This is a genomic window from Pseudodesulfovibrio indicus (genome assembly GCF_001563225.1).
GTDB lineage: Bacteria > Desulfobacterota > Desulfovibrionia > Desulfovibrionales > Desulfovibrionaceae > Pseudodesulfovibrio > Pseudodesulfovibrio indicus.
Map to the genome: position 1 here is coordinate 474581 of NZ_CP014206.1, position 24355 is coordinate 498935.

General features: G+C 63.9%; 24 protein-coding genes. 18 read left to right on the top strand and 6 right to left on the bottom strand.

Annotated elements, in window-relative coordinates; all coding sequences use genetic code 11:
* The first annotated feature begins 155 nt into the window (after positions 1 to 155).
* From AWY79_RS02240 to AWY79_RS02285, 10 genes are all read left to right on the top strand, one after another.
* Positions 156 to 1148 (top strand): BMP family lipoprotein, encoded by a 993-nt coding sequence (locus AWY79_RS02240; RefSeq protein WP_066799698.1) that lies wholly within the window; start codon positions 156 to 158, stop codon positions 1146 to 1148.
* Positions 1149 to 1261: 113 nt separating this feature from the next.
* The gene (locus tag AWY79_RS02245; RefSeq protein ID WP_066799700.1) at positions 1262 to 2260 is read left to right on the top strand and encodes a BMP family lipoprotein; all 999 of its coding nucleotides are present in this window, start codon (positions 1262 to 1264) and stop codon (positions 2258 to 2260) included.
* A 1-nt stretch (position 2261) separates the two neighbouring features.
* The gene (locus AWY79_RS02250) at positions 2262 to 3836 is read left to right on the top strand and encodes an ABC transporter ATP-binding protein (RefSeq protein ID WP_066799702.1); all 1575 of its coding nucleotides are present in this window, start codon (positions 2262 to 2264) and stop codon (positions 3834 to 3836) included.
* The gene (locus tag AWY79_RS02255; RefSeq protein ID WP_066799704.1) at positions 3836 to 4939 is read left to right on the top strand and encodes an ABC transporter permease; all 1104 of its coding nucleotides are present in this window, start codon (positions 3836 to 3838) and stop codon (positions 4937 to 4939) included. Before AWY79_RS02250 ends, AWY79_RS02255 begins: the two co-directional genes overlap by 1 nt.
* Complete coding sequence (locus tag AWY79_RS02260) at positions 4936 to 5910, top strand: ABC transporter permease (RefSeq protein ID WP_066799706.1); 975 nt, start codon at positions 4936 to 4938, stop codon at positions 5908 to 5910. The genes AWY79_RS02255 and AWY79_RS02260 overlap by 4 nt, the downstream gene beginning before the upstream one ends.
* Entirely contained in the window at positions 5911 to 6309 is a 399-nt protein-coding gene (locus AWY79_RS02265) for a cytidine deaminase (protein WP_066799708.1), read from the top strand. It begins immediately after the preceding gene.
* An 8-nt stretch (positions 6310 to 6317) separates the two neighbouring features.
* Positions 6318 to 7154, top strand: a complete 837-nt coding sequence (deoC, locus tag AWY79_RS02270; protein WP_233490978.1) for a deoxyribose-phosphate aldolase — start codon at positions 6318 to 6320, stop codon at positions 7152 to 7154.
* 127 nt (positions 7155 to 7281) lie between these two features.
* A complete protein-coding gene (gene deoA, locus AWY79_RS02275) occupies positions 7282 to 8616 on the top strand; it encodes a thymidine phosphorylase (protein ID WP_066799710.1) in 1335 nt (444 codons plus the stop codon).
* A complete protein-coding gene (locus tag AWY79_RS02280) occupies positions 8613 to 9836 on the top strand; it encodes a phosphopentomutase (protein WP_233490979.1) in 1224 nt (407 codons plus the stop codon). Before deoA ends, AWY79_RS02280 begins: the two co-directional genes overlap by 4 nt.
* A gap of 524 nt (positions 9837 to 10360) precedes the next feature.
* Positions 10361 to 12862 carry a CHAT domain-containing protein gene (locus AWY79_RS02285; RefSeq protein WP_066799712.1) on the top strand — a complete coding sequence of 834 codons (2502 nt, stop codon included), beginning with the start codon at positions 10361 to 10363 and terminating at the stop codon, positions 12860 to 12862.
* Positions 12863 to 13390: 528 nt separating this feature from the next.
* On the opposite strand, the gene AWY79_RS02290 is transcribed toward AWY79_RS02285, so the two are convergent.
* Positions 13391 to 14017, bottom strand: coding sequence for a chloramphenicol acetyltransferase (locus AWY79_RS02290; protein ID WP_066799714.1), 627 nt, complete (start codon positions 14015 to 14017; stop codon positions 13391 to 13393).
* Positions 14018 to 14027: 10 nt separating this feature from the next.
* A complete protein-coding gene (locus AWY79_RS18600; protein WP_133987374.1) occupies positions 14028 to 14336 on the bottom strand; it encodes a hypothetical protein in 309 nt (102 codons plus the stop codon).
* A gap of 163 nt (positions 14337 to 14499) precedes the next feature.
* Between AWY79_RS18600 and AWY79_RS02295 the strand changes: the two genes are divergently transcribed.
* Complete coding sequence (locus AWY79_RS02295) at positions 14500 to 16452, top strand: hypothetical protein (RefSeq protein WP_133987372.1); 1953 nt, start codon at positions 14500 to 14502, stop codon at positions 16450 to 16452.
* A 77-nt stretch (positions 16453 to 16529) separates the two neighbouring features.
* Here the strand turns inward: AWY79_RS02295 and AWY79_RS02300 are convergent, their stop codons facing one another.
* From AWY79_RS02300 to AWY79_RS02310, 3 genes are all read right to left on the bottom strand, one after another.
* The gene (locus AWY79_RS02300) at positions 16530 to 17489 is read right to left on the bottom strand and encodes an SPFH domain-containing protein (RefSeq protein ID WP_199533831.1); all 960 of its coding nucleotides are present in this window, start codon (positions 17487 to 17489) and stop codon (positions 16530 to 16532) included.
* Positions 17490 to 17505: 16 nt separating this feature from the next.
* Positions 17506 to 17967 carry an NfeD family protein gene (locus AWY79_RS02305; RefSeq protein WP_158509834.1) on the bottom strand — a complete coding sequence of 154 codons (462 nt, stop codon included), beginning with the start codon at positions 17965 to 17967 and terminating at the stop codon, positions 17506 to 17508.
* Positions 17968 to 18051: 84 nt separating this feature from the next.
* Positions 18052 to 18483, bottom strand: a complete 432-nt coding sequence (locus AWY79_RS02310) for an MOSC domain-containing protein (protein WP_066799720.1) — start codon at positions 18481 to 18483, stop codon at positions 18052 to 18054.
* A 187-nt stretch (positions 18484 to 18670) separates the two neighbouring features.
* On the opposite strand from AWY79_RS02310, the gene AWY79_RS02315 reads away from it, so the two are divergent.
* The 7 genes from AWY79_RS02315 to AWY79_RS02345 all read left to right on the top strand — a co-directional run bounded on the left by AWY79_RS02315 (position 18671) and on the right by AWY79_RS02345 (position 22419).
* A complete protein-coding gene (locus AWY79_RS02315; protein ID WP_066799722.1) occupies positions 18671 to 19129 on the top strand; it encodes a hypothetical protein in 459 nt (152 codons plus the stop codon).
* A gap of 87 nt (positions 19130 to 19216) precedes the next feature.
* Positions 19217 to 19519 (top strand): ArsR/SmtB family transcription factor, encoded by a 303-nt coding sequence (locus AWY79_RS02320; protein WP_066799724.1) that lies wholly within the window; start codon positions 19217 to 19219, stop codon positions 19517 to 19519.
* Positions 19520 to 19590: 71 nt separating this feature from the next.
* Entirely contained in the window at positions 19591 to 20667 is a 1077-nt protein-coding gene (locus AWY79_RS02325) for a permease (protein ID WP_066799726.1), read from the top strand.
* Positions 20668 to 20681: 14 nt separating this feature from the next.
* Positions 20682 to 20912: a thioredoxin family protein gene (locus tag AWY79_RS02330; protein ID WP_066799729.1), complete on the top strand. Its 231-nt coding sequence runs from the start codon at positions 20682 to 20684 to the stop codon at positions 20910 to 20912.
* Between the two features lie 22 nt (positions 20913 to 20934).
* A complete protein-coding gene (locus AWY79_RS02335) occupies positions 20935 to 21309 on the top strand; it encodes a putative zinc-binding protein (protein ID WP_066799731.1) in 375 nt (124 codons plus the stop codon).
* 4 nt (positions 21310 to 21313) lie between these two features.
* Positions 21314 to 21718, top strand: a complete 405-nt coding sequence (locus AWY79_RS02340) for a thioredoxin family protein (protein ID WP_078063581.1) — start codon at positions 21314 to 21316, stop codon at positions 21716 to 21718.
* Positions 21719 to 21720: 2 nt separating this feature from the next.
* Entirely contained in the window at positions 21721 to 22419 is a 699-nt protein-coding gene (locus AWY79_RS02345) for a cytochrome c biogenesis CcdA family protein (RefSeq protein ID WP_066799733.1), read from the top strand.
* A gap of 722 nt (positions 22420 to 23141) precedes the next feature.
* Here AWY79_RS02345 and AWY79_RS02355 read toward each other — a convergent pair.
* The gene (locus AWY79_RS02355) at positions 23142 to 24341 is read right to left on the bottom strand and encodes an RHS repeat domain-containing protein (RefSeq protein WP_233490980.1); all 1200 of its coding nucleotides are present in this window, start codon (positions 24339 to 24341) and stop codon (positions 23142 to 23144) included.
* Positions 24342 to 24355 lie beyond the last annotated feature (14 nt).

Genomic DNA, 24355 nt, shown 5'->3' on the forward strand with positions numbered 1-24355 from the left:
ACCGGCCAACTCGCGAACAACTTGGCGTTCCGGCCCGGATGGACTATGCTCTTCGACACCGCGCGCGCGTAGCGCGGGAACGGGCACGAACCGGCCCGGTCCGGATGTCGTCAACCTTGCGGGAACCTTGTTTCCGCGAAACCCCCGGAGGCTGCATGTCCCGCAAGCTCATCCTTCCCGCCCTCGTTGCCCTGGTTCTGGCGCTCTTCGCCGGCAACGCCCTGGCCCTGAACCCCGCCGTGATCTACGACATGGGCGGGAAATTCGACAAATCCTTCAATCAGGCCGCGCACATGGGTGCCGAGCAGTTCTCCAAGGAGAGCGGCGTCGCCTACCGCGATTTCGAGCCCACCAACGAGTCCCAGTACGAGCAGGCCATGCGCCGGTTCGCGTCCAGGGGCAGCGACCTGATCGTGGTCGTGGGCTTCTCCTTCGCCTCGGCCCTGGAGAAGATCGCCCCGGAATTCCCGGACACCAAGTTCGTGATCATCGACATGGTCGTGGACCAGCCCAACGTGCAGTCCGTGATCTTCAAGGAGCACGAGGGGTCCTTCCTGGTGGGCATGATCGCGGCCATGAAGTCCAAGACCGGCAAGGTCGGGTTCGTGGGCGGCATGGACGTCCCGCTGATCCGCAAGTTCGCGCTGGGCTACAAGGAAGGCGCGCAGTACGTGAACAAGGACATCGAGGTCTTCCAGAACATGACCGGGACCACCCCGGCCGCCTGGGGCGATCCGATCAAGGCGGGCGAGCTGGCCCGCTCCCAGTTCGACCGGGGTGCGGACGTCATCTTCACCGCCGCCGGGGGCTCGGGCATGGGCGTGCTCCAGGCCGCGGCCGACCTCAAGAAATACTCCATCGGCGTGGACTCCAACCAGAACTACCTCTTTCCCGGCTCGGTGCTGACCTCCATGGTCAAGCGCGTGGACCTGGCCGTGGCCAGCGCCATGGAGAACGCCCTGAACGGGACCTGGAAGCCCGGCGTGCGGGTCCTGGGGCTGGCCGAGGGCGGCGTGGACTACGCCCTCGACAAGTACAACGCCTCCCTGATCTCCGACGAGATGAAGGCCCGGGTGGAGGGTGCCAAGGCGGACATCATCGCGGGCAAGCTCAAGGTCACCGACTACTTCGACATCATGGACAAATAGGACGGCTTTCCAGGACCGGTCTCCGGCGGCGGGACACCCCGCCGCCGGGCCGCCCCGCCCGTTCCGACGAGACAACGGAAGCCCCCGGTTTCCGCCAAACCCGTGGAGTATGCATGTTCCGCAAGCTCTTGCCCGCCCTCTTCCTCTTCTGCCTGCTCTCCCCCCTGTCCGGGGCCGGCAACGCCCTGGCCTTCAAGCCCGCCGTGATCTACGACCAGGTGGGCAAGTCCGACCGCTCGTTCAACGAGGCCGCCTTCCGGGGCGCGGAACGGTTCACCGGGGAGACCGGCGTGCCGTACCGAGAATTCACCCCGACCAACGAGTCCCAGTACGACCAGGCCGTGCGCCGGTTCGCGGAACGCGGCTACGACATGATCGTGGTCGTGGGCTTCTCCTACGCCTCGGTGCTGGAAAAGCTCGCCCCGGAATTTCCCGACGTCCGCTTCGTCATCGTGGACATGGTCGTGGACCAGCCCAACGTGCAGTCCGTGGTCTTCAAGGAGCATGAGGGGTCCTTCCTGGTGGGCATGATCGCGGCCATGAAGTCCGAGACCGGCAAGGTCGGGTTCGTGGGCGGCATGGACATCCCGCTGATCCGCAAGTTCGCGCTGGGCTACGAGGAGGGCGCGCGGTTTGTCGACCCCGACATCGAGGTCTTCCGCAACATGACCGGGACCACCCCGGCCGCCTGGGGCGATCCCATCAAGGCGGGCGAGCTGGCCCGCTCCCAGTTCGACCGGGGTGCGGACGTGGTCTACCAGGCCGCCGGAAGCTCGGGGCTGGGCGTGCTCCAAACCGCGGCGGACCTCGGCAAATTTTCCATCGGCACCGACGCCAACCAGAACTACCTGCACCCCGGCTCGGTGCTGACCTCCATGGTCAAGCGCGTGGACCTGGCCGTGTTCGAGGCCCTGCTGGCCGCGAACGACGGGTCCTGGAAGCCCGGCGTGCGGGTCCTGGGGCTGGCCGAGGGCGGCGTGGGCTATTCCCTCGACAAATACAACGAATCCCTGATCACCCCGGCCATGCGCGAGCGGGTGGAGGCGGCCCGGGCGGACATCATCGCGGGCCGGATCAAGGTCACCGACTATTTCGACATCATGGACAAGTAGCATGGTCAGCGACCACGCCACACTGGGACCGGAGGGGGTCCCGCCGGCGGTCGAACTCATCGGCCTGAACAAATCCTTCGGACCGGTCCGCGCCAACCGCGACGTGTCCATGGCCGTGGCGTCCGGCACGGTCCACGGCATCGTGGGCGAGAACGGGGCGGGCAAGTCCACGCTCATGGGCATGCTCTACGGCTTCTACCAGGCGGACTCCGGGCGCATCCGCATCCACGGCCGGGACGTGCGAATCACCAGCCCGGCCCACGCCATCAGCCAGGGCATCGGCATGGTCCACCAGCACTTCATGCTGGTCGAGCCGTTCACGGTGCTGGAGAACGTCATTCTCGGGGCCGAGGATGGCGGGCTGATCGGGAACGCCCTGGGCCACGCCCGGCGGGAGCTCAAGCGGCTGGGCGCGGAGTACGGCCTGGAGGTGGACCCGGACGCGGTGGTCGGCGACCTGCCCGTTGGCCTGCAGCAGCGGGTGGAGATCCTCAAGGCCCTCTACCGGGGGGCCGAGACCCTGATCCTGGACGAGCCCACCGGCGTGCTCACCCCCCAGGAGGCGGACCAGCTGTTCCGCATGCTCGACGGCCTGCGCCAACAGGGGCGGACCGTCATCCTGATCACCCACAAGCTGCGCGAAATCATGGCCGCGACCGACAGCGTGTCGGTCATGCGCCGGGGGACCATGGTCGCCCACCGGAGCACCGCCGACACCAGCAAGGAGGAACTGGCCGAGCTGATGGTCGGGCGCAAGGTGCTGCTGCGCGTGGAAAAGGGCGCGGCGGAGCCGGGCGAGCCGCTGCTCGAACTGGACCGCGTGGGCCTGACCGACAATGCGGGGGTGGACCGGCTGAAGGACGTCTCCTTCACCCTGCGCCGGGGCGAGATTCTCGGCATCGCCGGGGTGTCCGGCAACGGCCAGTCCGAGCTGCTGGAGGTGCTCTCCGGGGTGACCGGGGTCAGCGAGGGGACCGTGTCCTACAAGGGCGAGGTCATCGCCGGACTCAACCGGCGCACCGACCCGCTGGCCATGCACCGGCTGGGCGTGGGCCACGTGGCCGAAGACCGCCACCGCACGGCCATGGTCATGGACTTTTCCGCTGCCGAGAACATGATCCTCGGCTACCACACCGGGCCGGACGTCAACGGGCCGGTGCTCATGGACCTGGGCCGGGTGGACGACCTGTGCCGCCGGTACATGGAGAAATTCGACGTCCGCCCCGTGGACCCGCACCTCCCGGCCACCGGGTTTTCGGGCGGCAACCAGCAGAAGATCGTCCTGGCCCGCGAGATCGAACGCGACCCGGACCTGCTCCTGGTGGGCCAGCCCACGCGCGGGGTGGACATCGGGGCCATCGAGTTCATCCACAAGAGCCTCATCGAGCTGCGCGACCACGGCAAGGGCGTGCTCCTGGTCTCGGTGGAGCTGGACGAGATCCTGTCCCTGGCCGACCGCATCCTGGTCATGTTCGGCGGGCGGATCGTGGGCGAGGTGAATGCACAGGACGCGGACGAGCGGACCCTCGGCCTGATGATGGCGGGCTGCGCCAAGGCTGCGGGAGGGGAGGCGTAATGGCCCAGGCCAAGCTGCCCGGATGGGTCAACGCGGGGCTGATCCCGGCGCTCAACCTGCTGACCGCCTTCGCCGTGTCCGGCCTGGTCATCCTGGCCATGGGCGAGAACCCGATGACCGCCTTCGGCTACCTCATCTACGGGGCGTTCGGCTACGGCGAGGCCGTGGGCTACACCCTGTTCTACGCCACCAACTTCATCTTTACCGGCCTGGCCGTGGCCGTGGCCTTCCACTGCTATTTGTTCAACATCGGCGGCGAGGGCCAGGCGTATCTCGGCGGGCTGGGCATCGGCCTGGTCTGCCTGTACCTGGGCGACCTGCCGTTCTGGGCCGTGCTGCCCCTGACCGTTCTGGGCGGGGCGCTGTTCGGCGCGGCCTGGGCCGCGGTCCCGGCCTATCTCCAGGCCAGGCGCGGCTCGCACATCGTCATCACCACCATCATGTTCAACTTCATCGGCTCGTCGGTCATGACCTGGCTGCTGGTGGACCGGCTCAAACGGCCCGGCTCCCAGCTGCCCGAGACCTCCCATTTCCCGGAGCAGACCTGGATGCCCAAGGTCCACGAGCTGGCCGCGCAGTTCGGCCTGGACCTGGCCCGCTCGCCCGTGAACCTGTCCCTGCTCATCGCCCTGCTCTGCTGCGTGGGCGTCTGGCTGTTCATCTGGCGCACCCGCTGGGGCTACGAAATGCGGGCCGTAGGCAAAAACCCGGAGGCAGCCGTCTACGGCGGCATCTCCCCGGCAAAGGCGATCATGGTCTCCATGCTCCTGTCCGGGGCGCTGGCCGGGCTGATGGGCCTCAACGAGCTGATGGGCGTGCAGCACCGGGTGATCATCAACTTCACCAACGGGTGCGGGTTCGTGGGCATCGCCATCGCGCTCATGGGCCGCAACCACCCGCTCGGCATCGTCCTCGCCTCCCTGCTCATGGGCGCGCTGTTCCAGGGCGGGGCCGAGCTGGCCTTTGAAATGCCAACCATCACCCGCGACATGATCTGGACCATCCAGGGGTTCGTGATCCTGTTCACCGGCGCGCTGGAACATTTGTACCGTCCCCGGCTGGAGCGCATCTTCGGGCGCGGGGAAGCGGAGGTCGCACCATGACCGAACTGCTGACCCAGCTGGTGCTCACGGCGGACGCCACCCTGCGCATCTCCACCCCGCTGATCCTGGCGGCCCTGGCCGGGCTGTGCTCGGAGCGGGCGGCGGTCATCGACATCGGGCTGGAGGGCAAGATGCTCGGCGGCGCGTTCACGGCGGCCACGGTCAGCTACCTGACCGGCTCGGCCTGGCTGGGCCTCATATGCGCGGTCCTGGCCTGCCTGGGGCTGGCCCTGCTGCACGGCTTCGCCTGCATCACCCACAAGGGCAACCAGGTGGTCTCGGGCATGGCCATCAACATCGTGGTGGCCGGGCTGGCCCCGACGCTGGGCCACGCCATCTTCCATATCAACGGCGACACCCCGCCCCTGCCCTCGGGCGCGCGGTTCACCCCCCTGACCCTGCCCGGCGCGGACCTGGTCCGGGACGTACCGGTCCTCGGCTCCCTGTATTCCGAACTCCTCAGCGGCCACACCCTGCTGACCTACCTGACCTTCGCCCTGATCCCGGCCGTCTCGTTCATGCTCTACAAGACCCGGTTCGGGCTCAGGCTGCGGGCCGTGGGCGAGAACCCCGAAGCCGTGGACACGGCGGGCATTTCCGTGGAATGGCTGCGCTACCGGGCGGTGCTCATCGCGGGCGCGCTGTGCGGCCTGGCCGGGGCAAGCCTGTCCACGGCGCTGGGCGCGAGCTTCATCCGCGACATGACCGCCGGAAAGGGCTACCTGGCCCTGGCGGCCATGATCTTCGGCAAATGGCGGCCCGGACTGACCGTGACCGCCTGCCTGCTCTTCGCCTTCACCGACGCACTCCAGGCGCGGTTGCAGGGCGTGGAGCTGCCCCTGGTGGGCGAAATCCCGGTCCAGTTCATCATCATGCTGCCCTATGCCCTGACCGTGGTCCTGCTGGCCGGGTTCGTGGGCAAGGTGGTGGCCCCCAAGGCGGACGGCATCCCCTATGTGAAGGAGCGCTAAATGACCGACATTTCCGAACTCATCAGACTGGCGACCGAGGCCCGGGACGCGGCCTACGCCCCCTACTCCAACCATCCGGTGGGCGCGGCCCTGATCACGGACGCGGGCGACATCTTCACCGGCTGCAACGTGGAGAACGCGGCCTATCCGCTGGGGTCCTGCGCCGAGCAGTCGGCCATCGCGGCCATGGTCCTGGGCGGCGGGCGGACCATCCGCGAGCTCGTGGTCGTCGGCCCGACCGATGCGCCCTGCACCCCGTGCGGCGGCTGCCGCCAGCGCATCCGCGAGTTCGCCGGACCGGACACCCTGGTCCACGCCTGCAACGAGCGCGGGGTGTTGCTGACCATGACCCCGGGCGAACTTCTGCCCGTCTCCTTCGGGCCGGAAAACCTGAAATGACCCAAACCATGCATCAAAAGGAAGAGATGAACGACGCACTCAAAGCACTGATCGGCGAAGCCGCCAAGGTCCAGGCCAATGAGGCCTACGCCCTGCGCGCCCTGGCCTCCATGGACCTGACCTCGCTGAACGAGGACGACAACAGCGAGACCATCCGCGCCCTGTGCGGTCGCGCGGTCACGGACAGGGGCCATGTGGCCGCCGTCTGCATATACGATCCCTTCGTGCCGCTGGCCAAGGACCTGCTGGCCGGGACCGGGGTCAAGGTGGCCACGGTCTGCAACTTCCCGCACGGACTGCCGGACGCGGTCGCGGCCAGGGCCGAGGCGCGCGCCCAGGTTGCCGCCGGGGCCGACGAGGTGGACGTGGTCCTGCCGTACAAGCGGTACAAGGCGGGCCACCGCGACCAGGCCATCGCCCTGCTCCACCAGGTGCGCGAGGCGTGCGGCCACAGGGTGAAGATGAAGGTCATCCTGGAGACCAGCCAGCTCCAGTCCCTGAAGATCACGGAGGAGGCGAGCCGCGACGCCATCGACGCGGGCGCGGACTTCATCAAGACCTCCACGGGCAAGGTGCCGGGCGGCGCGGACCTGGAGGTTGCGGCGGTGATGCTCAAGGTGATCCGCGAGATGCAGCCGCAGCTCAAGCGGCCCCTCGGGTTCAAGCCGTCGGGCGGCATCCGCACCGTGGCCGACGCGGCGGGCTACCTGTACCTGGCGGACCTGATCATGGGCGAGGGGTGGGCCACGCCCGAGACCCTGCGCTTCGGCGCCAGCGGCTTGCTCGACGACGTCCTCGCCCACCTCGGCCTGGCCCCGACCCCGGCCCAGCCCACAACCTACTAACCCCCCTTCGCGAAGCGACCCAAAAAGTTTGGGAAAAGGAGGGGATGGGGGTCTGGGGGAAGGGGAGGAAAGAACCCTTTTCAAAGGGTTTTTCCTCCCCTTCCCCCAGCCGCCGGAGGCTATCATCATGACGTTCATGCCGCAGGAAGTGATTCGCAGGAAGCGGGACGGTCTGGTTCTGGACCGGGCCGAGATAGGGGCCATGGTGCGCGGCATCACGGACGGCTCGGTGTCCGAGGGCCAGGTGGCGGCGTTCGCCATGGCGGTGTTCTTCCGGGGCATGACCATGGAGGAGCGCATCGTCCTGACCGAGGCCATGCGCGACTCGGGACGGGTGCTCGACTGGCCCGCGCTGGGCGTGGAGCACGGCGTGGTGGACAAGCACTCCACCGGCGGCGTGGGCGACAAGGTCAGCCTGATCCTCGGCCCGCTGGCCGCGGCGTGCGGCGCGTCCGTACCCATGATCTCCGGGCGAGGCCTGGGCCACACCGGCGGCACGCTCGACAAATTCGACGCCATCCCCGGCTACGACACCGCGCCGGACCTCACGACCTTTGCCCGCGTGGTCCGCGAGACCGGCTGCGCCATCATCGGCCAGACCCCGGACCTGGCCCCGGCGGACCGGCGGCTGTACGCGGTGCGCGACGTCACCGCCACGGTGGAGTCCATCGACCTGATCACCGCCTCCATCCTGTCCAAGAAGCTGGCCGCCGGGCTCCAGGGGCTGGTCATGGACGTCAAGTTCGGCTCCGGCGCGTTCATGGCGAAGTACGAAGACGCCCTTGAGCTGGCGCAGTCCATCGCCCGCGTGGCCACGGGCGCGGGCGTGCCGACCACTGCCCTGCTCACGGACATGAACGAGGTCCTGGGCCACAGCGTGGGCAACGCGACCGAAATGCGCGAGGCCGTGGAATTCCTGACCGGCAAGACGCGCGAACCAAGACTTGCGGAAATCACCCTGGCCCTGACCGGCGAGATGCTCGTGCTGGCGGGCGTTACCCGTGACCTGGACGAGGCCGGGGTCCGCATGCGCGAGGCCCTGGACACTGGCCGGGCGGCGGAGACCTTCGGGCGCATGGTCGGCGGGCTGGGCGGGCCGACCGATTTCGTGGAGCGCATGGATTCCTACCTGCCCGAACCGGAGGTGACCCTGGCCGTGACCCCGCCGAACGCTGGTTTTCTGACCGGGATGGACAGCCGCGCCGTGGGCCTGGCCCTGGTGACCATGGGCGGGGGCCGCACCCGCGCGGACCAGGCCATCGACCACGCGGTGGGCATGACCGATTTCCTGCACGTCGGCGACGAGACCGGCCCGGACCGCCCGCTCTGCCTGGTTCACGCCCGGAGCGAGACCCAGGCCGCCGAGACCGCCGCGCGCATCCTGGCCGCCGTGACCGTCACCCCGGACCGCCCGGCATCCAGGCCCGTCATCCGCGAACGCATCACCGGAGAACAGTCATGATCGGCCGCGCCTTCATCCTGGTCCTGGATTCCCTGGGTATCGGCTGGGCACCCGACGCCGACCGGTTCGGCGACGCCGGGGCCGACACCCTGGGCCACATCGCGGAAACCTGCGCGCGCGGCAAGGGCGACCGCCAAGGGCTGCGCGCCGGGCCCCTGAACCTGCCGTGCCTCAGTTCGCTGGGCATCGGCCTGGCCGCCCAGCTGGTCACCGGCACCGTGCCCCCCAACCTCGGCTCGCCGGTGCTGCGCGGGCGGTTCGCGGCGGCCCGGGAGATCAGCCGGGGCAAGGACACGCCCAGCGGCCACTGGGAAATGGCCGGAGCGCCCGTGACCTTCGACTGGGGGTATTTTCCCGACACCGTGCCGACCTTCCCCAAGGAGCTGACCGACGCCCTCATCCAACGCGCCGGGCTGCCCGGCATCCTTGGCGACAAACACGCCTCCGGCACCGAGATCATCGCCGAACTGGGGGCCGAGCACATGACCACGGGCAAGCCCATCTGCTACACCTCGGCGGACTCGGTCTTCCAGATCGCGGCCCACGAGGAGACCTTCGGCCTGGACCGGCTGCTCGCGCTCTGCGAACTGGCCCGGCAACTGCTCGAAGGATACAACATCGGCAGGGTCATCGCCCGCCCGTTCATGGGCGAGCCGGGCAACTTCACGCGCACCGCCAACCGGCGCGACTATTCCCTGGAGCCGCCCGCCGAAACGCTCCTCGACCGTCTCAAGGCGGCCGGGCGCGAGGTCATCGCCGTGGGCAAGATCAGCGACATCTTCGCTCACCGGGGCATGACCAAGTCCGTCAAGGGACCCAGCTCCGACGCCCTGTTCGACCTGGTCGAAACCGAAGTCGCGGCCGCGCCCGACGGCTCCCTGACCTTCGCCAATTTCGTGGAGTTCGACTCCGAATGGGGCCACCGCCGCGACGTGCCGGGCTACGCCGCCGCCCTCGAACACCTCGACCCCCGCCTCACCGCGTTCATCCCCAAGCTTCGGCCCGGCGACCTCGCCGTGGTCACCGCCGACCATGGCTGCGATCCCACCTGGAAAGGCACGGACCATACCCGGGAATGCGTGCCCGTCCTGCTCTTCGGCCCCGCCGCGCTGCCCGGCTGCGCAGGCATGCGCGAAACTTTCGCCGACGTGGGCCAGACCGTGGCCCGACACCTGGGCATCGACCCGCTTGAGTGCGGGGAGCCCATCGAGTTGCGATAGGGATGCCTCCGGCGGCCGGGGCGCTGCCCTGCACCCGCTTAAGAACCTTTTGAAAAAGGTCTAGACTAGAACAGAGGATTCTTCCGGAGTATCTTCAGGAGGACCTCGTACATGTCCCTTCTGTCGACACGGGCCAATGAAACTATCATTGACCTCAATCGTCCTAGTGAGGGGGATTGAGCCTCACAAAACTCAGCGATTCGCGTCCTGATGGCTTGCAAATACCGATTGACGGTATTTCATTTTATTCTCGCCACCTTGCTTATCTGAGTTGCGTCCAAATCGTAGCAAAATGACCTGGCCAGCTCTCTGGTTTTGGCTTCCGCAATTTTTGAACGATTTGCGTACTTGTTTTTTACCGGCATAATTGACCTATTACCGAAAAACCAGATCCTGTTCCAACCTAGACCTATTAAAAAAAAAGCGTTTACAGAAATGATAACAAAACTTATTTTTAATAAACTCCTGCTGACATTTTGCCATCACCGTTGAAACACTACCACATACAATTAGTTGCGAATGCTATGACGACCATAAAAAACACAGCCATTATAGCGACATTGCTTTTAGTAGCGGCATGTGGCACCCCCCTGAAGAAAGCGCACAGAGCAAGTATAAACGGAGAATACTATGAATCCGTTCAACTGCATAAAAAGGCATACCCGAACACTGAGGACGCCGACTTCACTCCGGAGATATGCGATGCCTATTATAAGATAAAGGACTACAAGACCTATTCGTTGTGTTCCGAAAAAGAGCTTTGGCTGCTGTGTCAAACAAATTTTTCCACTTACTACAAGAGATGCAGAGAGATAAATGCAATTAAGTACGACGCGCCATTAAGAAAATACTACCGCAAAATCGATGCCCTGTGGGATAGGGATAATCTGGATCGCCTGTACAAACCGACATACGAGAATCACGCCTCCTATAATAAGGTCGGTGAGAACCAGTTGAAAAGAATGCTTCCGATTTTCATTGATGACATGAGTATCGCCCTGGAATTCAATGAACTGGACGGGGCGGAAGGCATTGCCGATGCCATTTGGAAAACTGTTAAGATCAACAAAAGTATAGATGACGCTGGCAATACAGATACCGACGAAATCGACAGGATACGGGCATACGGAATCCTGTCGATTTACTACATACGAACGAATCGCGAGTATATTGCAAGAGATATTTTGGCCAGCCTGGCTGGTAGGGAGGGAATATACACTTCCCTTGCCTCCTCGGCCTTAAGGCATGAGTTGTACTACTGGATAGCCTGTATCTACTTTTCACTGGAAGAATACGCCAACTCCCGTATTTATCTGGAAAAATATACGGGACTCACTCCCGAAAAGATCATTTTCGCAGGACTCTTTGGGCTTGCCCTCGCCCCCCTGGGAATGTCGGGACAGGCCGCGGAAATCGTCACTGGGGATTTCAACGCGCAGAACGACCAGCTAATCCTGGAACAATTCATGTTAGCAAAATGCCTGTTGGAGATGCATGAGCCGAAGGCGGCCAAGGAGCTGCTGGACGCCGTCCTCAAAGACAAAGCCACAAAGGGACTCGGCCTGGTGCTGGTCGCGGCGAATATAGACCGGGCGCGGATTGCGTTGGACGAAGGCGACATCAGCGGAGCCTTTGCCCACAGCTCTGCGGCCTGCGATGCGCTCGAAGGTCAGCGAAACACGATCGGCAAGGAAATGTCCAAGATATATTTCATTCAGGACAAGGAGGCGGCCTACGGAATAGCCGTCGAATGCCTGGTGAAATCCGGAGAGCCTCAAAAGGCCTTGGAATATGTTGAACGTGGCAAATCCCGAGCGCTTGTCGACCTCCTGAGGAGCGACAAAAACGCAAATGCCGCTCCACATCAAGAGCTCGCGGGGCTGATGGCCCAATTGGATTCCCTGGAAGCGGACTTTAAAGCATCCGAGTTGAACAATGATCCAGATTTCCAAAACGGAAAAAGGCGGTCCATCACAGTCATACAGACCAAACTCCACGCATCGAACCCGATGATTTCCGAACTGATCGGAGGCAAAACATGCTCTGCCGACGCCATCCGGAGCAAATTGCCTCAAGGGACCAACCTCTTGGAATTCTACATTTTTCGAGATTCATTATACATTTTTACCGTCAGTAGTTCCCGTGTGAGCGTGGTTGTTCGAAGCGCGGAGGGACTGGACGAGCATGTCAAAAAACTGCGCGACGCCATCCTGACTCAATCAGCTGATTACGAAATGCATTCCAAGATGTTGTACGATCGGCTCTTCTCGAATATCGAGCTCAGACGAAACACGATCATCGTTCCTCACGGCATATTGCATCACATTCCCTTCGCCGCCCTGAGCGACGGACATCAATTTCTCTGTGAAAGGACGACCCTGCGCCAGCTTCCAAGCTCCAGCATAACCCGGTACCTGAAGCAACAAGGGAAAGAGGACAATCTTACTACTGCCGTCGTCTTTGGAAACCCGAATCTCGGGAACAAGCAGCTCGATTTGCCCGGCACCGAGCGGGAGGCTAGGGCAATCAGCAGATTGGTACCCCGGTCGCAACTCCTGCTTCGCGACCAGGCCTCCGAATCCACCCTGAAGGAGTTGATCGGCGAAGCGGACATCGTTCACCTGGCGGCGCACGGCACATACGACGCAAAGACGCCGTTCGCCTCTTCCGTGCTGCTCAGCCCGGGGAAGAAAGAGGACGGACATCTGACCGCCGGTGAAATCTATGCGATGAGGACCAAGGCTCGGCTGGTGGTTTTGTCCGCCTGCGAGACCGGGATCGGGACTATCATGGCCGGAGACGATGTCATCGGGCTGAACAGAGCGTTCCTTTACGCAGGTGCAGGCTCCCTTGTTTCAAGCCTTTGGAAAATATCCGATGACGCCACGGAAAAGCTGATGGTGGATTTCTACGCGAATCTGCGCCGGGAGCCCACGCCGTTGGCTCTTCAGGAAGCACAGGTAAATGCCTTGAAAAGATACCCGCACCCATACTTCTGGGCTGGGTTTTATTACACCGGACTGTGAGGACCGGCGACGGAATTCCGGGGAAAAGATCGGGCAAACCCATTGCGAAGAACGGGAGCAAAAAAATACGTAGTCGAAAAGCCTGCACCACAGCAGAAAGCCTTTCGACTTACAATCTCTGATCTATTCACTATATCCAGCTGGAATAATGGTTGAAAATTGAACTGGCGTGTGTGGATGGTTGTGTAAAAATTCTTCCCAAATCACCAAAATGTAACCCGCTGCCATACTTGGAAAACAAGACAGGGGGCGGATTCTTATTGGAAGAGTCTGGATTCGTTCAGAACAGGTTCTTTTCAGGACACAGCCCGAAAACGCCGCAAAGCCAGCTTGGCGCGTTCCGCCAATTCTCCCGCGTCCACCCCAACCCCTCCCCCAACACTCACCCTTCCGCTCCCGGACGCCCTTGCCGAAGGCACGCAAAAAGTTTTGGAAACGGAGGGATGGGGGTCTGGGGGAAGGGAGGAAAAACCTTTCTCAAAAGGTTTTTCCTCCCTTCCCCCAGCCGCCGGAGGCATCCCCCCACTTTTACTCAAACAAATCGAGGGTTTCCTGGGTGTATTGGTAGAAGCGGGCGGCATGCAGGCCGTCGGCGAGGGCGTGGTGGAGCTGGACATTGACGGGCATGGTCCAGCGGCCCTGGCGTTCGGTGAACTTGCCCCAGGCGATGCGCGGGAAGGCGTCGTCGGGCCCCTGGACCGGGTGGTGCATGGAGGTGAAGGCGAGCCAGGGAAGGCAGGTGGTGAAGACGAGGTCGTCGCGGTCGGCGGACCCGTCCGCGAGTTCGGTCTGCCGCTTGGCGTTCTCCACAGCGCGGGCGCAGGCGCGGTCGAAGTCGTCCCAGAGGGGCGCGTAGTCGAAATAGCAGAAGGCGAACCGGTCGCCCTCGATGGGTACGGTGGGCGCGGGATGCACGGAGTCGTGCTCGACCACCTGATCCCCGCGCAGCCGCTGGCGGAACTCCGGGATGCGGTTGGCCGCGTGCAGCACGGCGTAGAGCACGCCGTTGAACACGGACACCCCGCGCGGCTTGGCGCGGGTCACGAGCCGGGTCACGTCCGCGTCGGCGGTGATGGAGAAATGCGGCGACGGCAGCGACCGGAAATAGTCGTACAGGCTTTTCCTGGGCCAATTGCGCTGATCGATTGTCCTCATACCCACCGGTCTACGGCAGTGCGGGGCCGCTGTAAAGCGCCTGTGGCCAATTGTCGAAACCGCATGATATCGGATGGTTACCAGGCTGAACGGCTGAAAATCGCCGGATGGTCGAGCAACTATCGCCCAGCAGAGCCGTGCCCGGCCGGGCAGGATGAACACCGAATTTTCTTTGGAAAAAATACTGCCTTTTATTACAGGACGTTAAAAATACAATCTCCCTGATTTCCTGTGGATCAATCAGATCGCATTGAATTTTTTTTAACATGGCCGATGTGAATAAGTATTTCCTAACGATATATTCATGGGCTACCGACATTTTTCCATCCGGCCACGGCGTAAGGCAAAACATCTGTTATCGCAACTTTTCAACAGTATAACCATCTGGTTTTAAACAAACAATGTAATTTGACAAAAATAAAAGACGCCCCTTAGTATGGCTTCTCTCGTATTGTTTTCCCCAATCCACCCAGGAGGCGGCAGTGGCGGATACCCTCAGAGTGGCGCAGCCCGGGCCAGGCGCATCGAATTCCTATGGTTTGACCCCCGGCATTCCGGTGCGGTTCGACTTCGACCTGTCCGGAGCGGTCTTTGCCGCCTCGGGCGACGACCTGGTCATCGGTTGCCCGGATGGCGGCTGTGTGGTGCTCCGGGAGTATCTGGTTCTGGCCTCCGAGGGCGAGCTGCCCGTGTTCGAGCTGCTCAACGGCGAGCGGGTGCCGGGCGAGACCTATCTTTTCGCGTTCGCGCCCGACATGGGCCCGGAACCCGAACTGGAGACCAAGGCCGACGGCGCGGCCACGGGGTCCGGGTCCGGCGAGTACGCCGACGATCCCGGCTCGCTGGCCGACGGGCTGAACGCCGTGGGCGGCCAGGGCGACGCCTATTCGCCCCACGCAGCGCCTCCCCTGGTCCAGGGGATCTCGCCGCTGGGCGCGATAGACTCGCCCCTCGGCACGGAGACCGAGGCCGGGCCGACGGACGGCGGATCGACGGACGGTGGATCGACGGACGGCGGATCGACGGACGGTGGATCGACGGACGGCGGGCCTCCGGGCAACCATGGCGGCGGCCCCGTATTCGAGGAACAGATGGACGTGCAGATCCTGCTCAACCCCGGGTTCGAGGCCTCCGGATACAGGGGGTCCACCTGGGGCTATGTGGACGACCTGGGCAACTGGCGCAACCTTGGCGACGTGGACAATCAGCTCTCTCCGCAATTCTTTTTCAGCCCCAAGACATCGGCCCTCAGATGCCCCCCCGCCCAAGACGACGGCGCCATGAAGACCTGGGGAACGGACATGGACCAGAAACCCGAGGAGGGCGTTCGGCTCATGGAGCTGGACGCCAGGTCCGGCGCGGACGACACCCTGACCCAGGCCGTGGCCACTCAGGCGGGTCAGTCGGTCACGGTCACCTTCAGCTTCACCCCGCGCGCGGGCGAGGACGGCGAGTCCGGGCTCTCCTCCAACGACTTCAAGGTCACCCTGGGCGACCAGCTGGTGGCCGCCGTGACCTGGGACGCCGACTTCGGCGACGGGGCGTGGCTGGTCACTCTGGGCCACGGCGTGACCACCTCGGACGGCTCGGACCGGGACTTCCATTTCACCAATGACGGGTATGTGGACGGGTCCGACGACGCGGCCACGGACTGGACCCGGCTCTCCTTCAACCTGACCGCCGACCGGGACCACGCCGAGCTGACCTTCAGCGAGTACGCGGACCACAACGACGGGTACGGCACCCTGCTGGACTCCGTGAGCGTGGAGCGCGGTTTCGATTCCTACGTGGTGGGCGACTCCCAGGAGGGGCTCGAGTTCCTGGCCGGGACCGACGGCGACGACGCCCTGTTCGGTTCGCCGCGCGGGGTGGTGGACGGCACCGAAACCGGCATCTCCTTTGCCGAGGTCATCGACGGCGGGGACGGCGACGACGCCCTGTACGGGGGGCAAAACTTCCTGACCGTCCTGTCCGGCGGCGAGGGCGACGACTTCATCGTGGCCGGGCGACCCCTGACCCACGGCATGGAGGAGTCTCAGGACATGGACTCCGGCGTGGGCGTGAACCTGATCCTGCCCGGCAGCGGCAACGACTACATCCGGCTGGGCGACGGCGACGACGCCATCCTCCTCAACCGAGAGGCGCTGGTGAACGGCGAGACCCTGGTGGTGGAGGGGTTCGACCCCGGCTCGGGGCAGGGGACGGCGGACCAGCTCTTCCTGGCCGACGGCCTGTCCGTGCTCGGCCCGGCCACCTACGGCGGCGACGGCATGCACCTGCTGGTGGGCGACGGGACCGCCTCAGTGGAGGTCACCCTGCTGGGGCTGGCCCCGACCTCCCTGGACAAGTTCCTGGTCACCGGCCCCGAGGCGGACATCCTCGACGACCAGGTCCAGCAGATCATCGACTCCGGCGGCGCGGCCCTGCTGGCCTGATCCCGGTTCTTTTTCGCAAACGAAGCGGCCCCGCCCGGATTGTCCGGGCGGGGCCGTTTGTCTGCTGCCGCGTGCGGCTACTCGGCGGGGACGGCGGGCCCTTGGCCCTTGCCTTGGCAACGCCGGGAGGTGTTCTTGATGATCTCGGTGGCCGCGGCGACCATGCCGCCCATGTCGGCCATGTCCGCCGGGATGATCATGGTGTTGTTGGTCTTGGCCAACCTGCCGAATTCCTCGATGTACTGCTGGGCGACCTTGAGCCGCATGGCCTCGTCGCCGCCCGGCAGGGTGACCGCCTCGGCCACTCTGCGGATGCCTTCGGCCGTGGCTTCGGCCACCAGGGTGATCTCGCGGGCGCGGCCCTCGGCCTCGTTGATCCGCTTCTGCTTCTCGCCCTCGGAGACGAGCACCGATTCCTGCCGGATGCCCTCGGAGCGGTTGATGCGGGACTGGCGGTCGCCCTCGGAAAGGGCAATCTCGGCGCGCTTCTCGCGTTCGGCCTTCATCTGCTGCTCCATGGCGTTCATGACCGTGGAGGGCGGGGTGATGTCCTTGATCTCGTAGCGCATGACCTTGACGCCCCACTCCTGGGCCGCCTCGTCCACGGCCTGGACCACCGAGGCGTTGATGGTCTCGCGTTCCTCGAAGGTCTTGTCCAGGTCGATCTTGCCGATGGCCGAGCGCAGGGAAGTCTGGGCCAGCTGGGAGGCCGCGATGTAGTAGTTCTCGATGCCGTAGGAGGACATCATGGCGTCGACGACCCGGATGTAGAGCACGCCGTCGATGGTCACGGACACGTTGTCGCGGGTGATGCAGGTCTGGGCCGGGACGTCCATGACCTCTTCCTTGAGGCTCCGCTTGTAGGCGATCTTGTCGATGAAGGGGATGAGGATATGCAGCCCGGCCCCGATGGTTTTCGAATACTTGCCCAGCCGCTCGATCACGAAGTGGCTCTTCTGGGGCACGACCACGGCGGTCTTGATGATCAGGACAACCAGCACCAGAACAAAGGCCAGTGCGGTTATCAGGGATGTCATGGTTGCGGGATCCATATTAAAGCTCCTTTTCCACCACGAAGGTGTTGGCGTCCTTTTCGTCGCGCTTGACGATGCGGACCATGGAGCCGGCCTCCACGGATTCCGCGCTCCGGGCGGTCCAGAACGACCCCTGGAACTTGATCCTGCCGGGCCGGCTGGGCGAGATGGCTTCGCTGACCTCGGCCAGGGAGCCCGCCGGGTCCGCGCCCGCGTCCTCGTCCCCGGCCTCCTGGCCGGAGAAGGTCGAGGCCATGACCCGCCGGAGCAGGACGATGAGGACCACGGAGGAGACCCCGAAGACCACGAGCTGCACCGGGACCGAGGCCCCGAAAAAGGCCGTGCCCCCGGCGATGAGCGCGCCGATGCCGAAGAAGATGATGATGAAGGCGGGCACCACCAGCTCGGCGAGGATGAAGACCACGCCGATGCCGAGCCAGATGAGCCACTGCATGTTTTCCGCCGACAAGAGTTGTTCCATGGGACCTCCAGGTTCAGTCATGAAACTACCGGGTTCGTCCGGTTTTGTCGATACGGACGAACGCTTGGCCCGCGAATGCGCCTCCTAGCCGCCGAGGATCTCGATCCGGTCCCCCGGACGGACCTCGCCGCCTCGGACCACCCGCCCGAACACGCCCTCCTTGGGCATGATGCAATAGCCTACCTGCTTGCGGATGGCGCACCCGTGGTGGCAGGTCTTGCCGATCTGGGTGATCTCCAGCTCGGCCCCGCCCACGGCCAGGCGCATGCCGGGCGCAAGCTCCGACGCCGCGATCCCGGTGGTTGTTATGTTCTCGGCGAAATCCCCGGCCTTGAGAGTGGCCAGCTCCTTTTTCATGTCCTCGATACGCTCGAACGCCAGCAGGCTGACCTGCCGCTCGCTGCCGCCGTGGGCGTCGTTCTCCACGCCGTGATCCTCCACCAGGGTGATGGATTCGACTTCGTGCTTCTTCTCGCCTTTCCGGTCGCTGATGTTGACCGCCTGTACGGTTCCCATGGGGTCCTCCTAGGGTTTTATTCCATACCTTAACGGTATGAATAGTATTCATCGGGAGGGAAAAGGCAACCCCCGGCCGTTTGCCCTGCATTCCGCACAGGATGTGCAAAAAGCGGTATTGCGCTGACCAGGGGTCTGGGCTAGGGTGCATTCGTTTCACCAAACAGATCCGAACCCATCGAAAAGCATGAAACTCCACATAATCCTCGCAGCATTCATCCTCCTGACGCTCGGGCTGTCCGCCCTCCCCGCGCAGGCCCAGGACCGGGACTACCTGTCCATGATGGCCCAGGAGTCCGAGATCAAGGCCATCGCCACCGTGAGCCGGGTGCAGGTCATGGGCAACAACGCCGACGGCACCCTCAAGAACGTGACCTTCAAGAACGTGTACGCCATCACGCCCTACGTGCCCCAGACCTTTGTCGGCGGGTGCAAGACCCTGGAGAGCAACTGGCAGAAACGGGCCGAGGGCATGGTCTACTTCAACCCCAAGCCGGGCCAGAAGGTGTTCGTCACCGTGACCTCCAACGGCGGGGCCATCACCAGCCTGACCCCCATCTCCGCCGCCCTGGACCACGTGGTGCGCAACGAGCCGCACCGGCTGACCTACGCCCACGGCAAGGCGTCCATCCTGCCCCGCGACTGATCCCTTTTTTTCGTCCTTTTCCCGGACCGGGACTTGACTTCGGCTGACGCTTGGCTATATTGCCAAATGTAGACCATGGAGGAACCGATGGAAGACATTCTGCTGGCCGACCGATTCGAAGAGCGGGCCAAGGTGGTCAAGGCAATGGCCCACCCGTCCCGGCTGATGGTGATCGACGAGCTCTCGCGCGGGGAGCGGTGCGTCTGCGACCTGCGCGACCTGGTGGGCGCGGACCTGTCCACGGTGTCCAAGCACCTCTCCGTGCTCAAGCGCGCGGGCATCGTGGAGGACGAGCGGCGCGGCAAGCAGATCTACTACCGGCTGCGCGTGCCCTGCGTGATCAATTTCTTCCACTGCATCGAGTCCGTTATCGAGGCCGGCCGCAAATAGGGGACGCCCCTGCCCGGCGAACCGCTTTTTTTTTGGAACAACACTTGGCGAATTTGCCAATCGAGGGGATCATGAACAAGTCAGACAACATTTCCTGTAGTTGCGGGGCCGAACCGCGCAAGGCGGGCGGTGCCGGGCTGGGCCGCATCCTGCTCCTGCAACTGCTGGCGCTGGGCGCGTGGTACGCGCTCTATTCGCAGCTGCTGCCCTTTTCCGAGTGGTTCGCCTATGCCCTGCTCGGGCTCGACCCTGCGAGCCATCTTGGCTCCGCCGTCCAGTTCTTCGTCTACGACACGCCCAAGGTGCTCATGCTCCTGCTGCTGGTGGTCTACGGCGTGGGCATCCTGCGCTCCTTCGTGACCGTCAACTGGACTCGCTCCTTCCTGGCCGGAAAACGGGAGTCGGCGGGCAACGTCATGGCCGCGCTGCTCGGCGTGGTCACCCCGTTCTGCTCCTGCTCGGCCGTGCCGCTGTTCATCGGGTTCATGACCGCGGGCATCCCGCTGGGCGTGACCTTCTCCTTCCTCATCGCCGCGCCCATGGTCAACGAGATCGCCCTGGTCCTGCTCTACGGGCTGCTCGGCTGGAAGATCGCGGCGCTCTATTTCGCCACGGGCATAGGAATCGCCATCGTGGCGGGCTGGGTCATGGGCCGCATGCGCCTTGAGCCCTACGTCGAGGACTGGGTGCGCGAGATCCGCGCGGGCCAGGCCGCGGACGACCCGTCCATGACCTGGAAGGACCGCTTCGCCTACGCGCTCGACTCCGTGCGCGACATCGTGGGCCGGGTCTGGAAGTTCGTCATCCTGGGCATCGCGGCGGGCGCGGCCATCCACGGCTACGTGCCCGAGGGCCAGCTGGCCGGGATCATGGGCAGCGAGGCGTGGTGGTCCGTGCCCCTGTCCGTGCTGCTCGGCATCCCCATGTACACCAACGCGGCGGGCGTCATCCCGGTGGTCGAGGCGCTGCTCGGCAAGGGCGCGGCGCTCGGCACCACGCTGGCCTTCATGATGTCGGTCATCGCCCTCTCCTTCCCGGAGATGGTCATCCTGCGCAAGGTGCTCAAGCCGAGGCTCATCGGGGCGTTCATCCTGGTGGTCGGCTGCGGCATCCTCGTTGTGGGCTATCTTTTCAACGCCATTATCTAACCAAGGAGTTACACATGAAAATTCTGGTCATGGGCCCCGGCTGTCCCAAGTGCGAACAGGCCGAAAAGACCGTGCGCGAGGCCGTTGCCGAAGCGGGCGTCGAAGCGGACATCGAGAAGGTCAAGGATTTCCAGGAGATCGCCAAGCACGGCGTGTTCGCCACCCCGGCGGTGGTCATCGACGGCGAGGTCAAGGTGGTGGGCAAGGCCCCGTCCAAGAAAGAAGTCCTGGGCTGGTTGAAGTAACCTCGAAACAAGGAAGTGGATCATGTCCGATTGTGGTTGTGCGTGTGGTGCGGCCCCGATATTCGTGTTCGCCTGCTCCGGAGCGGCCGACGTGGGCGAGGTGGCGGATCAGGCGGCCCGCGCCCTCTCCCGCCAAGGCGCGCTGAAGATGTTCTGCCTGGCCGGGATCGGCGGCAGGGTGTCCGGCATCGTCAAGTCCACCGAAGCGGCCCAGCGGGTGGTGGCCATTGACGGCTGCCCGCTGAACTGCGCCAAAAAGACCCTGGAGGAAGCCGGATTCACCGAATTCGAGCACTTCCAGCTGGACGGCCTGGGGCTCAAGAAAGGCGAATCCCCGGCCACCCCCGAAAACATCGAAACCGTGGTCCGGGCGGTCTCTCAACGACTCCAAGGATGACCCCGTGCGTAAACTGATAACCGCCCTGCTTCTCTGCCTGGCCCTGACGTTCCTGTCCCAAACCGCCCGGGCCGGGGAGCCCACGGCCGCGGACCTGATCTCCGGCGCGCCCCAGGCGCTGCCGGTGCCGGGACGGGTCACCATGGTGGACCTCGGCGCCCACGCCTGCATTCCCTGCAAGATGATGACGCCGATCATAGAGGAGCTGTCCAGGGAGTATGAGGGGAAGGTTGCCATCGCCTTCATCGACGTCTGGAAACACCATGACGAGGTCGCCAAATACGGCATCAGGGCGATCCCCACCCAGATATTCTACGACGCCCGGGGCAAGGAGCGATTCCGGCACATCGGGTTCATGGACAAGGAGAGCATCAAGGCCAAGCTGACCGAGCTCGGCGCTGCGGATTGAGCATGGACCAGCTGTTCATTCTCATCAACCAGTGGATGACCGGCGGGGTGCTGTTCGGGGCGTTGGGGTGCTTCCTCTGGGGCATGGTCAGCGTGCTGTTCAGCCCCTGCCACCTGGCCTCCATCCCGCTCATCGTCGGGTATGTGGCCGGGCAGGACAGGATCGTCGAAGGACGCCGGGCGACCGGCTACGCGGTCGTGTTCACCGCCGGGCTGTTCCTGACCATCGCGGCCGTGGGCATCGTCTGCTCCCTGCTGGGCCGCATGCTGGGCGACCTGGGCCCGTACTGGACCATCCTGGTCGGCGCGGTGCTCATCTGGGTGGCGCTCGACATGCTCGGCGTGGCCGGATGCTCCCTGTCCGGAGGGCTGCTCTCCCGGCTCAAGGTCAGGGGCATGGCCGGAGCGTTCGTGCTGGGGCTGGCCTACGGCGTGCTCTCGGGGTCGTGCACCTTCGGCTTCATCGCCCCCATCCTGGCGATCATCACCGTGCAGCGGGAATTCTTCACCGGCGCGGCCTTCATCGTGCTGTTCGGCATCGGCCACTGCATCCCCATCGCCGTGGCAGGCGGGTCCGCCGCCCTGGTCAGGAGAGTGCTGGAAAACTCGGCCTGGCAACGGGGCGGCAGGTTGTTCCGCCGCGTCTCCGGGGGGGTGATAGGGCTTCTCGGCCTGTATTTCATCCTCCAGCCGTTCCTCTGAGTTGCCCAGGACGGGTCCACCCCGTTCGCCGGGTCATCGAGGCACCCTTACCAATCCGGGTCGCCGCGCCGATCTCCAATCCGATCAGGCGCGGTCCATCTGCCGGTCTTGACGTCGTAGTGATTCGGGCCGCCCATGGCCCTCACCCCTTCGGTGCGTGGCGGAAAGACCGCAACGTCATCGCTGCTGTCGTTAGCTCCAAGACCGAGCGGACTCGGCCACAGAGCCAATGCCAAATCCGCCGTCCTGCGGATTTGTCCCGCCAGCCGAAGCGGATTGAACCGAGGTCCCGGGCGTGGGAGCCGACCGGAAGGGCTTGTTGTTTTAGTACGTCACTCTGTCGGATAAACTTTGAAAATCCAAATAGATGAGACAATCCACCCCAATCCGTAAGAGCCCAAAAAGAGGCGCATAGGCACTGCCTCAATTGCCGGAGAAAAATAATACGGGACCATCAAGAGACCGCACAGCATGAGGAAACCGCACATGAGGTATTTTGAAATGAGACTCCCCTTAAAAGTCAAGACGCCAAGAATGACAAGAAGCGCAGAACTCAAGATGGGTAACGCCACCCAGAAAACGGGGCGTCCATCCTGAATGAATGTGATCAGCTTGAGTGCCGAAGGCGCAACATAACTCATAACTATCATGAATAATGTTATTTTTCTCACACACCCCCCGCTGGAAGGCTGCGCGGGCTCTGCGCAGCCTTCCCCAAAAGGTTAATTTTTACCGATCGTACTTTTAGCCTTGCCGACATAATGTTCGACAGCACCGTCATCGGTTTTGAACCGATATGTGCCGAGAACCGCGTCCCAAAAACCAAAGCCTTCGGCCTCCGTTTCAAGATTTTTCCGCATCTCCCAATCATTCTCATCCGAATAATCCGCTTTCTTGTCTCGCAATCCTTTTTGGACATTCCGTTTAGTGCCCATTGCGGAAAAGGGTGTTCCTATACCGGGGAAATATTCGGTTATAGGTCGCCCTTTCGAGATTTCCTCGCCATGTTCATTGGTCCACAGCCCCGCCGGGTCCACCGCGTTCACCGGGTCATCCAGACAGTAGCCGTACCAGTCCGGGTCACCGCCTTTCTCCCCGATGGGATCGGGCGCGGTCCATCTGCCGGTCTTGACGTCGTAGTCGCGCCAGCCGAAGCGGACGAAGCCTAAATCCCGGTCGTGCAGGCCGCCCGCGAAGCCGAGCGGGATGCGCTGGGCCGGGTTGGTGTCCTCGATGATCCCGCCGAACGGGTCGTACACGATTTCCTTTATCACGTTGTCGTGCATGTCCACAACCAGGCGCAGGGAGCCGACTTGGTCGTAAAACAGCCCGGCCACGGTCCCGTCGTCCCGGCGCATGGCAAAGGGGGTGCGCTCGCCGTCGCGGTAGGCGAATTCGTGACCGTGCTGCCCGTCGTGAAACCCGGCCAGGCGGACGAAATCGAGCCACTGGTACGCCTCCACAAGCTCCCCGTTCAGGTATTTGGCCGTGCGCTGGCCGTCCTCGTCGTGGCGGAAGGTGAAGGCTTTGTCCCGGTCCTCCTCCTCGGCCTTGAGCAGCCGGTAGTCCGGCGCGTACTCATACAGGGTATACACACCCCTGGCCGACCAAATGGACCTGAACCCGCGCTCGTCGTGGGAGTACTGGCCGGAACCCGCGCGCATCAGCCGGTTGTCCTGGGTATACTGGTACTCCCGGTAGTTGGCCCCGGCGGTGGCGGGCAGATAGTCCCGCACCCGGCGGCCTTCGCGGTCGTACCAGCACTGGCAGATGAGCCGACCGTCGAGCTGGGCCTTGGTCAGCCTCCCGGCCTCGTCGTACTCGTAGCTCCAGGTGGATTTGCGCCCCCGAACCGTCTCGGTTTTCTCGATAATGCGACCATCCGGGCCGCGCCTGGCTTCACAGAGATATGGCGGAGTCATGTTGACCTCCTCGG